Genomic DNA, 14,451 nt, shown 5'->3' on the forward strand with positions numbered 1-14,451 from the left:
GACCGCCATGACCAGCGCCACGGTGGCGCCCCCGCGCGCCACACCGTCCACAACGGACACCGCAAGCACTGCGAAACCCCCACGTGCCAACGGGGCACCGTGGTTGTTCCTCGCCCCGTTCGGCCTGCTGTACCTGCTGTTCGTGCTCGGACCGGCGGCCTACGGGTTCGTCCTGTCCTTCTTCGACACGAGCCTGGTCAAACCCGGCCTGGGCGACGCCGTCGGCTTCGGCAACTTCGCCGAGCTCCTCACCGGCGCCGACTTCTGGGCAGCGCTGTGGAACACCGTGCTGTTCACGCTGTACACGACACCGCCGCTGGTGGTGCTGAGCCTGGTGCTCGCCGTCCTGGTGAACCGGGTCGGGCGCGGCAACCGGCTGTTCCGGTTCGCCTTCTTCCTGCCCTACATCCTGCCCTCGGCGACCGTCGCGCTGATCTGGATCTTCATCCTCACCCCGGACAGCGGCGGGCTCGCGACCGTGCTGAGCTCGGTCGGCGTCGACCCGCCGTCGTGGCTCGGCGACCCGGACTGGGCCATGGCGTCGGTCGCGGGCGTCACGCTCTGGTGGACGCTGGGCTTCAACTTCGTGCTGTACCTGGCCGGGCTGCAGGACATCCCGCGCGAGCTCTACGAGGCCGCGGCGATCGACGGCGCGAGCCCGTGGCAGCAGACCACCCGGATCACCGTGCCGCTGCTCGGCCGCACCACCGCGCTGGTCACCGCGCTGCAGCTGATCGCGTCGCTGAAGGTGTTCGACCAGATCTACCTGATGACGATGGGCGCCGCGGACACCCGGCCGGTGCTGGAGTACGTCTACGACACGGGGTTCACCGACTACCGGGTGGGCGCCGCCTCGGCCGCGTCGATGCTCTACTTCCTGCTCATCCTGCTGGTGTCCGGCCTCTGGCTGCTCGCCACCCGCCGCCGCGAGGTGACCCGATGACCGCGCTCAGCCCGGCGGCGCCCGGCCGCCGCACGCACACCGGATCGGCGACCAGGGCCTTCGACGTGCTGTGCCTCGTCGTGGTCGTGCTGTTCGCGCTGCTGTGGGTGCTCCCGACGGTCTTCGCGGTCCGCACCTCGCTGGTGGAGAACACGACCGCGGCCAGGGGCGCGGCGGAGATCGCCGGCAGCGGTGACCTGACGCTGCACTCCTACCTCGCGCTGTTCGCGCAGGGCGACGTGCTGAACTGGTACCTGTCCAGCGCGATCACGTCGGTCCTCACCGTCGTGCTGACGCTGGTCACCGCCAGCATGGCCGCGTTCGCGCTGTCCCGGCTGCGCTTTCGCGGCAAGCGGGCGGTGTTCCTGGTCGTGCTCGCCGGCATCGTGATCCCCGGCCAGGTGCTGATCGTGCCGTGGTTCCGCGAGCTCGGCGCGTTCGGGCTGCTCAACACCTACTGGGCGGTGATCCTGCCGCAGGTGCCCTCGGCGATCGCGGTGTTCGTCTTCAAGCAGTTCTTCGACTCGATCCCGCGCGAGATCGAGGAGGCCGCCCTGGTCGAGGGGGCGAGCCCGTGGACGCTCTACCGTCGGATCGTGCTGCCGCTGAGCCGCCCGGCCATCTCCGCCGTCGCGATCTTCACCTTCGTCTGGACGTGGAACAACCTGCTCTGGCCGTTGATCGCGGTGTCGAACCCGGCGCTGATGACCGTCCCGGTCGGACTCGCCACCGTGCAGGGCTCGTTCGGCGAGCGGTACGCCGACGTCATGGCGTCCTCGATCCTCGGCGCGCTGCCGCTGGTCCTGCTGTTCCTGTTCTTCCAGCGCCGCATCGTCGAAGGCGTCACCAGCACCGGGCTCAAGGGCTGACCCGTTTTCCGAAGGAGCACACCGATGACCCACCCCCGTCCCCAGCTGACGCGGGCGACCTGGACCGACCTGTGCGGCGAGTGGCAGTTCGCCTCCGACGACGCCGAGGCGGGCCTCGACGAGCACTGGCACTCGACCGGCGCGGCGTTCGACCGCGTGATCACCGTGCCGTACCCGCCGGAGTCCGCGGCGAGCGGCATCGGCGACACCGGGTACCACCCCGTCGTCTGGTACCGCCGCACGTTCGGCGTCGACCCGTCAGGGCACCGGGTGCTGCTGCACTTCGGCGCGGTCGACCACCGGGCGTCGGTGTGGGTCAACGGACAGCTGGTCGCGACGCACGAGGGCGGCCACACCCCGTTCTCCGCGGACATCACCGCGGCGCTGCGCGACGGCGACGAGCAGGTGCTGGTCGTGCGGGCCGAGGACCGCGACGACCCGTACCAGGCGCGCGGCAAGCAGGACTGGCGGGCCGAGCCGCACGACATCTGGTACCACCGCACCACCGGGATCTGGCAGCCCGTGTGGCTGGAGCTCGTGCCGCCGGTGTGGATCGACTCGGTCCGCTGGACGCCGAAACCGTTCGAGGGCCTGGTGGAGCTGGAGGCCGCGGTCGGCGGCGTGCCGGCCGGGCACCGCCTCGACGTCCGGCTGCGGCTGGACGACGAGGTGCTCGCCGAGCAGTCGGCGGTCGTGCGGGGCGACCGCGCGAGGCTCACGATCCACCTGCCGCTCGCGGGCAACCGCCAGGAGCTGCACCGGTTGCTGTGGTCGCCGGAACGTCCTGTGCTGATCGACGCCGACCTCGAACTCTCCGGCGCGACCGCGACCGACGTCGTGCACAGCTACCTCGGACTGCGCGAGGTCGGCGTGCGGGAAGGCCGGTTCACGCTCAACGACGCCCCGTACTTCCCGCGGATGGTGCTGGCCCAGGGGTACTGGCCGCAGTCGCACCTCGCCGCCTCGGACGACGAGCTGCTCCGCGAGGCCCAGCTGGTCAAGGACCTCGGGTTCACCGGCGTGCGAGTGCACCAGAAGGTCGAGGACCCGAGGTTCCTGCACCACTGCGACCGGATCGGCCTGCTCGTGTGGGGTGAGATGCCGAGCGCCTACGCGTTCTCGCCGGCCTCGGCCGAGCGGATCAGTCGCGAGTGGACGGAGGTGGTCCGCCGCGACGTCAGCCACCCGTGCGTGGTGGCGTGGGTCCCGATCAACGAGAGCTGGGGCGTCGACCACCTCGCCACCGACCCGGCGCAGCGCGCGTTCACGACGGCGCTGTACCACCTGACGAAGGCGCTGGACCCGACCCGGCCGGTGATCTCCAACGACGGCTGGGAGCACACGGTCAGCGACATCTACGGCCTGCACGACTACACCCCGACCGCCGCGGGGTTGTTGTCCCGCTACGGGGACGCGGACCGCGTCGAGTCCACTTTGGCCGGTTCCGGTCCCGCGGGACGGCGGCTGCTGCTGGAGGGACGCGTGCCGGGAGTCCCGGTGATGCTCTCGGAGTACGGCGGCCTGAGCTTCACCCCGCAGGCGGGGGAGGAGTGGCACGGCTACGCGACGCTCGCGGACGCCGACGCGTTGCTCAAGCGCTACGACGAGCTGACGTCCGCACTGCTCGAAAGTCCTGGCGTGGCCGGGTTCTGCTACACGCAGCTCACCGACACGTTGCAGGAGACCAACGGCCTGCTCACCGCCGAACGGCAGCCGAAGCTGCCCGTCGAGGAGGTGCGCCGGATCAACACCCGCCCCGCTGCCGCGATCCCCGTCGAGGAGATCGCGGACGAGTACCGCCGCGCCAAGCGCCGTGCGAGCGGCGAATGACCGATTCCAGGAGGCGACAACGATGCGTCTGCGAGCGTTTCTGGCCATTCTGATCACCGTGGTGTCCCTGGCGGGGGCCGTCACACCGGCCATGGCCGCCGGGACGGAGGTCGGCCCCGGCATGTACCCGCGAGTGGTGCGGTTGCAGCACTCCGGCTCGGCGAACGGGACCTACCTCGCCAGTGCGGTCGCGTTCCCGTCCGGCAGCTCGGGCGTCGGGAGGATCTACTCGAGCACCGACGGCCGCACCTACCGGACCATCGCGACGATCAGCGACCCCACGGCGTCCCGCGGCATCTGCTGCGGCACGCTGTACGAGCTCCCCTCCGCCGTCGGCGGACTCCCCGCGGGCACCCTGCTGTGGGCGGCGTCCTTCGGCGGTGACAACCACAGCGCGAGCCAGCCGATGGTCATCCGCGCCTGGCGCAGCACCGACCAGGGCAGGACGTGGCAGTTCCTCGCCACCATCGCCACGGCGCGCAACGCGGGCGGCATCTGGGAGCCCGAGTTCGCCGTCGCCTCGAACGGGCGGCTGGTCGCGTACTACTCCGACGAGACCGACTCGGCCCACAGCCAGAAGCTCGTCCAGGCGACGTCGGCCAACGGTGTCGACTGGACGGCTCCGAGCGACATCGTCGCGGTGTCCAACCGCGACGACCGTCCCGGCATGCCGGGCGTCCGCAGGCTGCCCAACGGCACGTTCCTGATGGCGTACGAGATCTGCGGCCCGACCTACGGCTGCGCGGCGATGCTGCGCACGTCGTCGGACGGTCTGGGCTGGGGTTCGGTCACGTCGCCCGGCAGCCGCCCGGCGACGTCCAACGGCACCTACTTCGCCCACACCCCGACGATCGCCCTGACCGGGTCGACGGTGGTCTTGATCGGACAGGTGCTGCTGACCGCGAACGGCACGGCCCAGTCCGGCAACGGCGGCGCGGTCCTCGTCGGCACGGTCGGGGGCACGTGGACCCAGCGGACCGCGCCCGTCGCGGTCGCCGGGCCCTCGGTGGGTTCTCCTGGACCGGTGCAGAACTACAGCCCGTCACTCGTGTTCTCCTCGGACGGACGTTCTCTCGCCGAGGTGACCACTGCGGACAAGTCGGGCAGCAGCACCGTTTACGCCGGTATCGCGGCATTCTGACCGCACCGTCCACCGGGAACGGCATTATCACGCCGTTCCCGGTGGACCCTTTCACCACACCGGCACCGTGTCGATCTTGTGAGGCGCATACGCGGTTCCGATGGAACTAACCTTTCGATTCCGTTCTTCGCTTGATCCCGCCTGCGCGGCTTGTTAACGTCCACATCCGCTTATGGCGCGGATCACATGACGACCGCGCTTCCGGCCTGCCTCGAAAACCGTGGCGACCGTCAACAATGATGTTGATCCGCGCGAGGAGCGGGAATGAGATCGTCAAGGTTCGTGGTGCCCGTGGTCGTCCTTTTGGTGACGGCCTGCGGTGCACGTTCCGCCGGGCAACAGGTCAAGGCCGACGAGGGTGAGCTGGTCGGCGTCACCATGCCGACCACGACGTCGCAGCGCTGGCTCAGCGACGGCGAGAACATCAAGAAGGACATGGAGTCGCGGGGTCACCGCGTGGATCTCCAGTACGCGCAGAACGACATCCCCACCCAGGTGCGGCAGATCAAGGACCAGATCGCCAAGGGCGCGAAACTGTTGATCATCGCGTCGGTGGACGGTTCGGCGCTGACCGAGCCGCTGCAGATGGCGGCGGACGCCAGAATTCCCGTGATCGCCTACGACCGGCTGCTGCGCGGCAGCGCCAACGTCGACTACTACGCGACCTTCGAGAACTTCCGGGTCGGCGTGTACCAGGCGGAGTCGTTGCTGACCGGGCTCGGCCTGCGCAACGCGGACGGCAGCCCCAGCGCCGCGCCGGGGCCGTTCAACGTCGAGCTGTTCGCCGGTTCCGCGGACGACAACAACTCGGTGTTCTTCTTCAACGGCGCGATGTCCGTGCTCAAGCCGTACCTCGAGGACGGGAAGCTGAAGGTCCTCAGCGGCCAGACGCAGTTCGAGGCCGTCACGACGCTGCGCTGGGACGGCGAGACCGCCCGCAAGCGGCTCGAGGAGATCATCGGCACCTCGTACCGCACCAAGAAGATCAACGGCGTGCTCTCGCCCTACGACGGCATCTCGCTCGGCATCCTCACCGCGCTGAAGAACGCCGGCTACGGCCCGCAGTTCCCGGTCGTGACCGGCCAGGACGCCGAGCTCCCCTCCGTCAAGTCCATCATCGCCGACGAGCAGTACTCGACGATCTACAAGGACACCCGCGAGCTGGCGACGGCGACCGCGCAGATGGCCGAGGCGGTGCTGAAGGAGCGGACGCCGCCGCAGATCAACAACCTCAACGACTACAACAACGGCGTGAAGGTCGTGCCGGCGTTCCTGCTGAACCCGGTGAGCGTCGACAAGTCCAACTACCACAAGGTCCTGGTGGAGTCCGGGTACTACACCGACGACCAGCTCCGCTAGCGGCCCGGCGACCCGGTGGTGAAGATCGCCACCGGGTCGCCGGTGAACCACGCGTTCTCGATCCGCAGCCGGTGGATCCGCCACCGCGCGCCGTCCCGCGCCAGCTCGACGACGTAGCGGTTCTTCAGCAGGGCGAACACGCCGTGGTCGGCGCTCAGCAGGTGCTGCGCCTCGACGAGCGCGGTCATCCCGGCGGTGTCGCCCTCGACCGCCACGCGCGGGTTGGTGACCTGGTGCGTGGTGTCGACGCGGCCGGTGAACAGGGCGAGGATCGTCGACACGATGCTGTCGCGGCCGGACATCAGCGGTGGCCGCGCGCCCCACTTCTCCGCCGCGGGCCGGAAGTCCAGTTCGGCCTCCGCCGTGAACGCCGACGCGAACAGCTCGCGGTCCTTCAGGTCCTGGCCCAGTGCGAAGCGGTGCAGCGCGTCCACGATCTCCAGGTGGTCGTGCAGCGCCAGTACTTCCGCCGTCACGTCAGGCATTCGTCGCTCCTCCGAGGGGTGGGTCTCGGGTCCAGCCTCTGCTGTGCGGCGGGCGGGAACAACGTCGATCCGTGCCACAATCGTGAAGCCCTGCTTGACGATCCACAGGGGAGATCCACGTGCTGGAGCGGCACGAGCTGGACGCGTTCCTCACCCTCGCCGAGGAGCTCCACTTCGGCCGCACCGCCGAGCGGCTGCGGGTGTCGACCGCCCGGATCAGCCAGACGATCCGCAAGCTGGAGCGGCGGGTCGGCGTGCCGTTGTTCGTCCGGACCAGCCGCCGGGTGGAGCTGTCTCCGTTGGGGCGCCGGCTGTACGACGACCTGAGGCCGGCGTGGACGGCGATCACCACCGCGGTGGAGGCGGCGGTCGCGGCCGGGCGCGGGTTCACCGAGGACGTGCGGGTCTGCTTCACCGGCGCCGCGGCCGGGCAGCTGCTGGTCGGGGCCGCCGACCTGTTCCGCGACCGCCATCCCGGCTGCGAGGTCGCGATCCGCGAGGCGCAGCTGGCGGAGCTGATGCCGTGGCTGCGCTCCGGGGAGGTGGACCTCGCGCTGGCCGCGTTCCCCGTGCACGAGCCGGGCGTCGAGTCGGGACCCGTGCTGGTGACGGAGGCCCGCTTCCTCGCCCTGCCGGTCGGGCACCGGCTCGCCCGGCGGGACGCGTTGTCCGTCGAGGACCTGGCCTCGGTCACGGTGCTGCGCCTGCCGGACACGCTGCCCGAGTCGTTGCACGCCGACCACGCCCCGGCGGCCACCCCGGCCGGCCGCCCGATCCGCACCGGCCGCTCCGCCCAGACGTTCCAGGAGGCGCTGACGCTCGTCGGCGCGGGCCACGGCGCCTTCCCGGTGAGCGCTCACGCACGCCGCTACTACGCCCGCCCGGACGTCGCCTACGTGCACCTGCACGACGCTCCGCCCGTGGAGTGGGGCCTGATCTGGCGCACTGACAGCGCCACCGCGCGCGTCGAGGAGTTCGCCGCCGCCGCTCATGACCTCGTGGCGGCGCATCTCTAGACCGGGAAGCTCCCGGTGCGCCAGTGCCAGTGCCGGCCCGCCCGGAGGTGGTCGACGATCGCCCGTTGCAGCACCGTGTTCCGAGGCAACCGGTCGAGCGGCGTGGTGAGCGTGCGGAACACGAACCGCAGCACCTCGACGTCCGCCTCGATGCCCTTCGGCTCCTCGTAGGGCTCCAGCTCGAACCGCTGCTGGAACCGGATGATGTTCGAGTCCGCGGGCAGGTACTCCCGCAGCTGCGGGTCGAGCAACCACGACCCGCAGGAGAACGCCGCGTAGTGCTCGCCGGGGAAGTGGCGGGGGAAGAACGCGCGCCCCTCGTCGAGCGACGCCGCGACGGCGTCCGGCGTGAGCGGCCCGGAGTCGGGGATGTGCAACGAGATGGTGGCGCCACCGCGGTGGTGTTGCAGGCGACCGAGCTCGTAGACGCCGCCCCGCGCGTGCAGGGTCAGCCAGCTCTGCATGACCGGCCAGCCCTCGCCGCGCATCCGCCGGTCGACCGCGAGGTTGCGGCCGAGGTCCGCGAGGGTCGCCCACGACACGGTGTCGGGGACGCCGTGGTCGCGGTGGTAGGTCAGGACGACGTCGACCAGCGCGAGGTACGCGTACACGTAGAGGTGCCGCCACGCGAGACCCCGGTCGCGCGGCAGCTCCGGACCCGGCGGGAGCCACTGGTGACCGCCGAGATCGGCGCGGACGAGGGCCGTCGACCGGTCCAGCAGCCAGCGCAGCTCCGGCGTCCACAGCTCAGAGCCGTCGTCCGGCCAGCCCGCCAGGATCTCGGCGGCGTCGTCCGGCGGGACCGCGAGCTTCTCCAGGAGAGCGGGCGCGGAGGCCAAGGCGGGCAGCGGCGCGGACGGCCGGTCGGCGGCGAGCCGGTGCACGCGCTCGACGTCCTCGACGGGAACTCCGAGCTTGGTCGCGGTGTCCTCCAGATCCACGTGGACGACCCTACCGGCGCGCTCCCGACCACCAGAACGGATTTCGCGCGTCCGAATTGAGCAGTTGCCGTGCGACTTTCGTATGTGATCTGCATCACGAGCTAATGTGCAACAAACTTGCTCGAAGTGCGAGGGATCACCGGCGGCTACCGGTGCCGATATCGAACCGGTGGGCCGATCGCACTAGTTGAATGAAAAACATTCGCGTGTCAATTGGCGGGGAACGAGCATTGCCGGACATCCGGAGAAGAGCCCTACAGTGAGCGCGGGACGCGGCACACCGCAATGCTCCCGAAATCACTGTTTTCGAAATCCGTTGCCGATCGCAAGGAGAAAACGCATGCATTCCACGGACACCCGTGAACTGTTCGAGCTGGACGTCCAGGAGTTCGAACTGACCGACTCCGCCGAGACGCAGGACCGGTCCGGCCCGCGCACGATCACCACCTGCGCGATCTGCTGAGCACCGGGCGGGCCCGGATCGCCCGGCGGCCGGACCCGCCCACCACGTCGGTCTCCTGGGGGAGCTCACATGGACACCCGTTTCGTCGCCGCGACCAGGTTCCTCCTCCGCGCCCCGGTGCTGCCGAGGCGGTGCCTGCACCCCGGCGGGGAAGCGCCGGACGGTCCCGGCCTGCTGCGGGAGGCCGTCGCCGTCGCCAGTCCCGCACTGAGCGGGGCGTGGGAGAAGGTCCTCGCGGGGCAGGATCTGCCCGAGCCCGCGGCGCGGCGGCTGCGCACCGCCCTGGCCAGGTACGAGCTGCGGATGGCCGGCCGTCCGACGCCGTTCGGCCTCCTCGCCGGGGTCGCCGTCGGCGAGTTCGCGGATCGGGCCGAGGCCCGCCTCGGAGCCGGTCACCGCCGGCACCTGCACCCCGACCACGCCTGGCTGGAGACGTGGGCGGACGAGCTGGAGGCCGATCGGGAGGTGCTGGCCGGCCTGGAGGTCACGGCCAACAACCTGTGCGCGCGCCACGGCGACCGGTTGACCGTTCCCCGCGGCGCACGGCTGGCGAGCGTGCGACGCACCGCCGCCGTCGTCCGCGTGCTCGACGCGGCCAGGCGGCCGATCGTGCTCGGCGACCTCGTGGACGTGGTCGCCGCGGAGTTCCCCGGCGCGCCCCGGTCGGACTTCCTCACCCTGGCGGCGCAATTGGTGCGGCTGCGCTTCCTGCAGACGGAGCTGCGCCGGTCAGGGAGAAGTTTCGAAACATTGGCAGAATTGCTCCCGGCGGACTCCGCTCATGGGGCGAAAGCCGCGTCGATCACCCGATCAGCCGACTCCTACCGGAGTAGTCGCGTTGGTGCGGGAATTGCCGAATTGGCGGTCTTGAGGCGGGCCGCCGCCGACGACGTCGTGCAGGTCGACCTGGAATTGGACGCGCAGGTGCGGATTCCCCGTGACGTGGCCAGGGAAGCCGAGCGTGCCGCCGACGTCGTCTGGCGGTTGTCCGCACGGGAGAACACGCGCTCCCGCAACCTCGCGGATTTCCACACCAGGTTTCTCGAGAGATATGGAATGGGCGAGCTGGTGCCGGTGCTCGACCTGCTCGACCCGGACGCGGGCATCGGGGGACCGGCGGGGTACGACGGGCCCTGGGCGGGGTCGGCCGAACCCGACGACGTCCGCCGGCCGGTGCTCACCCGTCTGCTCGCCGAGGCGCTGGCCGACGGGGCGACCGAGGTGGTGCTCGACGACGACCTGGTCGCCCGGCTGAGCCCGCCCGGCGGCACACCGCCCGCCACCGCCGAGCTGTTCGTCACGCTCAACGCCGTCTCGGCCGAGGCGCTGGACCGCGGCGACTTCGAGCTCGTCGTGAGCCCGCTGACCGGCACCCAGCAGGCGGGCGCGTCGCTCGGCCGGTTCGGGCACCTGCCGCAGGTGCGCGACCTGCTCGGCGAGCTGATCCCGGTGCGGTCCGACGACCGGCTGCCGGTGCAGCTCGTGCACGTCACGGCGCACCCGCGGGACGCCAACGTGACGCGCACGCCCCTGGTGCTGCCCCACCACCTGGCCGTCGGGGTGCCCGGCGAGGCGGGCGGTCCGGGCGCGCTGGACCTGGCCGACATCGCGGTGGCCGCCGACGAACGCCTGCTGCGGCTGTACTCGGTGTCGCTCGGCCGGGAGATCGCCCCGGTCGTGCTGCACGTGCTGGACCTCAGCGCCGCGGCACCCGCGGTGGTGCGGTTCCTGTGGGACGTGTCGCTGATGGGAGTGCGCACGATCAAGCCCTGGGACTGGGGTGCCCTGCACGACGCTCCGTTCCTGCCCGCCGTCCGCTGCGGCCGCACGGTGCTCGCGCCCGCGCGGTGGCAGGTCAGCGACGCCGAGGTGGGCACGGACGACGCGCTCGCCGCGTGGCGGACGAGGTGGCACGTGCCGGACCGGGTGCGGTTGACGCGGCTGGACCAGCAGTTGTGCCTGGACCTGACGGTGCCGGAGCACGTCGGGCTGCTGCGTGACGACCTGCGCAGGACGGGCACCGCGGTGCTGCACGAGGACCGCGCGCCCGAGCCTGGCCGGGGCTGGCTGCGCGGACCGGACGGCGCCCACGAGGCCGAGCTGGTCGTCCCGCTGGTCGCGGTCGATCCCGGCTCCCGGACGGTGCGGCCGCCCGCCCCGGTCCGCACCCGCGTGGTGGCGCACCCGCCCGGCGGCGACTGGGTGTCCGCGCACATCCGGTGCTCGCCGCACCGGCAGCGCGAGGTGCTGCTCGCGCACCTGCGCCCGTGGCTGGCCGGGCTCGGGTCCGAGGTGGACCGCTGGTTCTTCGTGCGCTACCAGGCCGACGACGAGCCACCGCACCTCCGCCTCCGCCTGCGCGGCGACGTGCTGCCGCAGCTGCGCGACCAGGTCGGCGCCCTGGTGGAGGCCAGGCTGGCCGGCGGTTTCTCGGTGCACACCTACCGGCCGGAGGTGGAGCGGTACGGCGGTGCCCACCTCGTCGACCTGGCGGAACGCTTCTTCGCCGCCGACAGCCGGTTGGCGCTGCGCAGGATGGCCGCCGCGCAGGACACCATCGCGGTCGCCGCGGACGTGGTGGCGCTGGTCAGGTTCTTCCACGGCGCCCGGCGCGCCGGCGAGTGGCCCTCGTGGGTGCTGTCGGAGATCCCCAAGGTCGAGACGACCCACCGCGCCTTCGGCAGGCGGCGCCGCGACGCGCTGGCCGCGATCACCCTCGACCCCGTCGCCCCCGACCGCGAGTGGGCGGAGCTGCTGACCCGGTACGGGACCGAGGCCCGCGCGCTCGCCGGGGGCTGGACGTCGCCGGGCGAGATCCTCCGCGCCCTGCTGCACCTGCACTGCAACCGGCGGCTGGGCGCGGACTTCCGGGCGGAGGCCGAGGTGTGCGCGATGGCACGGGGAGCGGTGCAGGCCCACGCCGACCGCGTGCGGCTCGCCCGATGAGCGTGCGGACGTGGCTGGAGGAGTCCGCCCGCGCGCTCAGCAAGCCGGCCGAGGTGAACCTGGGCGACGGCGACTGGCCGCACCACCCGATGTCCCTCGCCGACGGGTACTGCGGGCTCGCCGTCCTGTTCGCGAGGCTCGGCGACTCGGCACCGCGGTGGCGCGAGACCGCCCACGAGCACCTCGCCGCCGCGGCGAGCACCCGCAGGCCCTCCACCGAGAACCTGTTCGACGGACTGCCGTCGCTCGGGTTCGCCGCGCGCAGCATCGCCAGGGCGGAGGGCGACTACCGGGGCGTGCTCGCCAGGATCGACCCGCACGTGCTGCGGCTGGCCGAGAACGCTCTCGTCAGCGAGGAGACGCGGCTGTCGGCGTCCGCGCCCGGCGCCAGGATGGCCTGCTACGACGCCACGTCCGGCCTCACCGGGGTGGGCAGGTACCTGCTCGCCTGCGGGGAACCGGCCCGGCCGGTGCTGCACCGCGTGCTGGAGTACCTGGTCCGGCTGACGTACCCGGTCCGCGTGCACGGCCACCGCGTGCCGGGGTGGTGGACGCCGGACCCGTCGCTGCTGGCCGACCCGGTCGGGCACCCGAACGGCCACCTCAACCTCGGGATGGCGCACGGCATCGCCGGCCCGCTGGCGCTGCTCGCGGTGTGCCACCGGCAGGGCGTGGTGGTCGAGGGCCAGCCGGCGGCGATGCGCCGGATCGCCACCTGGCTGCTGGCCCGCCGGGGCACCGACGAGCACGGCCCGTACTGGCCCGCGCTGGTGCCGCTGGAACACGAGGTCGCGCGGGCCGTCGACCTGGTGCCGCCGAGCCGGATCGCCTGGTGCTACGGCGCACCGGGAGTCGCCCGCGCCGTGCAGCTGGCCGCGTGCGCGCTGGGCGAACCCGCCTGGGCCGAGGAGGCGAGGACGACGTTGCGCGCCGCGTTCCGGCGACCGCGCGCCCGGTGGGGGATCAAGGACGCCTCCCTGTGCCACGGGTCCGCGGGCGTTCTGCACGCCACCGCGCTCGTGCTCGGCAGGGACGCGGACGTGCTCCCGGAGCTGTGCGACCACCTGCTCTCCCAGCGCGACCGGCACACCGTGGTCACCGTGCCGCCGAACCGGCCCGGTTTCCTCGACGGGGCGGCGGGGACGTTGCTGGCGCTGCACGAGCACCTGGCACCGGAACCGCCGGCGGCGTCGTTGCCGTGGGACGCGGCACTGGTGCTGAGGTGAGCACGCGGGTCGCCCTGCTGACGTCGGCGACCGCGATCTCGGCCGCGGGCAACGGGGTCGGCCGGATCGCGCTGACGTTCGGGGTGCTGGAACTGCCGGGAGCCACCGCGCGAGGGCTGTCTGTCGTGCTGGTGAGCCTGGTGGCGCCGCAGATCCTGTTCGTCGTCTTCGGCGGGGTGCTCGCCGACCGGACGAGCCGGTTCCGGTTGCTGGTGCTCTCGGACGTGGTGTCGGCGGCTGCCTACGCGGGACTGGCCGCCGGACTGTGGTGGCACGCCTCGATCCCGGTCCTGGCCCTGTGTGCGGCCGCGGCGGGGACGGCGTCCTCCGTGGCCGGACCCGCCACCAGCGGGTTGCTGCCCGAGATCGTCGCCGGGGACCGTCTGCAGCGGACGAACAGCCTGCTGATGACCGCGACGAGAGGCGCCGACCTGACGGGCACCGCGCTGGGCGGCGCGGTGGTCACGTGGTGGGGAGCGCCGTCGACGTTGGTGTTCGACGCCGTGACGTTCGCCGCGAGCGCGGTGCTGCTCGCCCTGCTGCGACTGCCTCCACGGATCCGGGTGGAAGCGATCTCACTGGTCGGGGACCTGCGGCTGGGCTGGCGGGCGTTCGCCGGCCGGCAGTGGCTGTGGGCGACGGTCGGCGCGCTGTCGCTCACGTCGGCCGCACTCGCCGCCACGATGGGGATCCTGGGCCCGCTCGTGGCGCTGCACACGTGGGACAGCGTGCGGTCCTGGTCGTTGGTCGCCGCGGCGAGCACGGCCGGAATGCTGTGCGGTGCGGTCGTCTCGGCTCGTCTGCGGCCCGCGCGCCCCGTCGTGACCGGGCTTCTCCTGTTGCTGCTGCTCGTGGTGCCCTTGGCGCTGCTGGCCTCCGGCGCTCCACCGTGGACGGTCGTCGCGGCGATGTTCTGCGCAGGCCTGGCCAACGACGTGTTCGGCGTGTTGTGGGAGACGACGATCCAACGCGAGGTGCCGGGGGAGGTGCTGGCCAGGGTGGCGTCCTACGACTGGCTGGGCACGATGGTGCTGGCACCGGTGGGCGTGCTGGTCGCGGCGCCGCTGAGCACCGCTTTCGGCACCGGGCCCGTGCTGGCCGGGTGCGCCGTCCTGGTGGCGGTGTCGTCGTGCGCCGCGCTCGCCTCCCCTCAGGTGCGCGCCCTGCGAGCTGGGGGGTGAATCAGGGGGAACCCTGATGGCACGGCGGTGCGCCGCGGGCAGTCTGGAGTC

General features: G+C 71.9%; 12 protein-coding genes. 10 read left to right on the forward strand and 2 right to left on the reverse strand.

Features of this window, described 5'->3' with window-relative positions:
- Positions 1 to 7: 7 nt before the first annotated feature.
- The 5 genes from ACFWV3_RS00615 (at position 8) to chvE (ending at position 6,142) form a co-directional block, all read left to right on the forward strand.
- Complete coding sequence (locus ACFWV3_RS00615) at positions 8 to 943, forward strand: carbohydrate ABC transporter permease (protein WP_382406638.1); 936 nt, start codon at positions 8 to 10, stop codon at positions 941 to 943.
- The gene (locus ACFWV3_RS00620) at positions 940 to 1,812 is read left to right on the forward strand and encodes a carbohydrate ABC transporter permease (RefSeq protein WP_382406640.1); all 873 of its coding nucleotides are present in this window, start codon (positions 940 to 942) and stop codon (positions 1,810 to 1,812) included. Before ACFWV3_RS00615 ends, ACFWV3_RS00620 begins: the two co-directional genes overlap by 4 nt.
- A 24-nt stretch (positions 1,813 to 1,836) precedes the next feature.
- A complete protein-coding gene (locus ACFWV3_RS00625) occupies positions 1,837 to 3,642 on the forward strand; it encodes a glycoside hydrolase family 2 protein (protein WP_382406642.1) in 1,806 nt (601 codons plus the stop codon).
- Between the two features lie 22 nt (positions 3,643 to 3,664).
- Entirely contained in the window at positions 3,665 to 4,783 is a 1,119-nt protein-coding gene (locus ACFWV3_RS00630; protein ID WP_382406644.1) for a sialidase family protein, read from the forward strand.
- Between the two features lie 264 nt (positions 4,784 to 5,047).
- Positions 5,048 to 6,142 (forward strand): multiple monosaccharide ABC transporter substrate-binding protein, encoded by a 1,095-nt coding sequence (chvE, locus tag ACFWV3_RS00635; RefSeq protein WP_382406646.1) that lies wholly within the window; start codon positions 5,048 to 5,050, stop codon positions 6,140 to 6,142.
- On the opposite strand, the gene ACFWV3_RS00640 is transcribed toward chvE, so the two are convergent.
- Positions 6,139 to 6,627, reverse strand: coding sequence for a nuclear transport factor 2 family protein (locus ACFWV3_RS00640; protein WP_382406648.1), 489 nt, complete (start codon positions 6,625 to 6,627; stop codon positions 6,139 to 6,141). The two genes, chvE and ACFWV3_RS00640, sit on opposite strands and share 4 nt — an antisense overlap.
- 119 nt (positions 6,628 to 6,746) lie before the next feature.
- On the opposite strand from ACFWV3_RS00640, the gene ACFWV3_RS00645 reads away from it, so the two are divergent.
- Positions 6,747 to 7,643 (forward strand): LysR family transcriptional regulator, encoded by an 897-nt coding sequence (locus ACFWV3_RS00645; protein WP_382406650.1) that lies wholly within the window; start codon positions 6,747 to 6,749, stop codon positions 7,641 to 7,643.
- On the opposite strand, the gene ACFWV3_RS00650 is transcribed toward ACFWV3_RS00645, so the two are convergent.
- Positions 7,640 to 8,584: an acyltransferase domain-containing protein gene (locus tag ACFWV3_RS00650; RefSeq protein WP_382406652.1), complete on the reverse strand. Its 945-nt coding sequence runs from the start codon at positions 8,582 to 8,584 to the stop codon at positions 7,640 to 7,642. The two genes, ACFWV3_RS00645 and ACFWV3_RS00650, sit on opposite strands and share 4 nt — an antisense overlap.
- Positions 8,585 to 8,924: 340 nt before the next feature.
- Here ACFWV3_RS00650 and ACFWV3_RS00655 point away from each other — a divergent pair, with 340 nt between their 5' ends.
- The 4 genes from ACFWV3_RS00655 to ACFWV3_RS00670 all read left to right on the forward strand — a co-directional run bounded on the left by ACFWV3_RS00655 (position 8,925) and on the right by ACFWV3_RS00670 (position 14,400).
- Positions 8,925 to 9,047 carry a hypothetical protein gene (locus tag ACFWV3_RS00655; RefSeq protein ID WP_382406654.1) on the forward strand — a complete coding sequence of 41 codons (123 nt, stop codon included), beginning with the start codon at positions 8,925 to 8,927 and terminating at the stop codon, positions 9,045 to 9,047.
- Between the two features lie 69 nt (positions 9,048 to 9,116).
- Positions 9,117 to 11,993: a lantibiotic dehydratase gene (locus tag ACFWV3_RS00660; RefSeq protein ID WP_382406656.1), complete on the forward strand. Its 2,877-nt coding sequence runs from the start codon at positions 9,117 to 9,119 to the stop codon at positions 11,991 to 11,993.
- Entirely contained in the window at positions 11,990 to 13,219 is a 1,230-nt protein-coding gene (locus ACFWV3_RS00665; protein ID WP_382406658.1) for a lanthionine synthetase C family protein, read from the forward strand. The genes ACFWV3_RS00660 and ACFWV3_RS00665 overlap by 4 nt, the downstream gene beginning before the upstream one ends.
- Complete coding sequence (locus ACFWV3_RS00670) at positions 13,216 to 14,400, forward strand: MFS transporter (RefSeq protein WP_382406660.1); 1,185 nt, start codon at positions 13,216 to 13,218, stop codon at positions 14,398 to 14,400. The genes ACFWV3_RS00665 and ACFWV3_RS00670 overlap by 4 nt, the downstream gene beginning before the upstream one ends.
- Positions 14,401 to 14,451 lie beyond the last annotated feature (51 nt).

This window comes from Lentzea sp. NPDC059081, from assembly GCF_042738015.1.
Taxonomy (GTDB): domain Bacteria; phylum Actinomycetota; class Actinomycetes; order Mycobacteriales; family Pseudonocardiaceae; genus Lentzea.